This is a genomic window from Endozoicomonas sp. Z74, assembly GCF_057680865.1.
The window spans coordinates 1-1110 of the sequence record NZ_JBLYZI010000251.1 but is presented as its reverse complement, the minus strand read 5'-3'; the positions used below and the strand labels follow the sequence as shown (position 1 = coordinate 1110).

Below are 1110 nucleotides of genomic sequence, written 5' to 3'. Positions count from 1 at the left end.
AAGAACGCCAATGGAAACTCTGATAGATGGCAAAGAGATCTGGAAGGAAAAATTTGTAGCCTGAATTTGACCTGACAGACACCCTCTGAAAAATCGGTGACTGTCAGATCAGGTCTGAACTACTACAGTTAAATAGAGCTTTTCCTGAATTTCAAGTGGCGGTGTTAAACGGCAGATGGGGTTTTCACCTGGCACTTTTGTGAAAAATAGGGATAAAAAAAGAACAACTATCTATTTCCAACAGCAACGAATTCATAAGTGGTTTTTTTATGGCTCCATCAATCCTGAATAATGAAGAGTTAAGTCATGGCCGGTATGACCGGCCATGAGCCAATGGCTCCTTCAGGTCAATCAATACCTGCAGGCAGTTCAAGCACCTCCTCTTGCTGTGTTTTTTTCCCTAGCCACTGTAACCCTCCTTGTACATAAGTGTTGTATAACCTCACCAAAAGCCGTGCCTGGTCGGCGTTTGCTGCTGGGGCAGTTGCTTCTTCAGCCCCACTCAAACCAACGGTCACTTCAGGTGGTTCGTAGGTTTCTGTCTGTGGGTTATTGCCACAAGAGAAGCAGGAAGAATGAGATAAGCGTGACAAGCATAAGAAGCAGTGCCACATTTTTTGTTCAGTCCCGTCATCGATTACCGTTTCTGGTTGTGTCCCGATACTGGTTATTTCTATTATCTCATCTTCGTTATTATCAGCGGCGCTATCATCTCTGTAATCGCTCTGACGACCAAAGAGCTTTGCATAAGAGCTGGTACTGATATCTTGCAGGCCTTGTCTGAACCATGCAACAAGACCACTTCCCTCATTCTGGCTTTCAATATTAAACGCATCCTTAAGCGCATCCTCAAGTACTTCTTCACTCAATTCTTTCGAAGAAGCCTGTTCATTGCTTCTTCTCGGGCGCTGTTCAAATTAAATGTTGCTAACATGGTCTATACTCCCTGAGCATGAGAATTGTCGTGTAAAGTGGAGTTCCAGCCATGAAACCTCAGCAATTCCAAGACATCCTGAAGTCCATACCCATGATGTCCCCAGAGCAGATCGGTGTCCTCCATAAAACTCTGCCGCCCTCACCCATTGCCGGTGATGCACAAGGTATTTCCGG

Annotated in this window: 1 protein-coding gene; it reads right to left on the bottom strand. The window is 45.1% G+C overall.

What is annotated here, in order from left to right:
- Positions 1–347 precede the first annotated feature (347 nt).
- A complete protein-coding gene (locus ACNRUY_RS26575; RefSeq protein WP_488114677.1) occupies positions 348–869 on the bottom strand; it encodes a hypothetical protein in 522 nt (173 codons plus the stop codon).
- Positions 870–1110 lie beyond the last annotated feature (241 nt).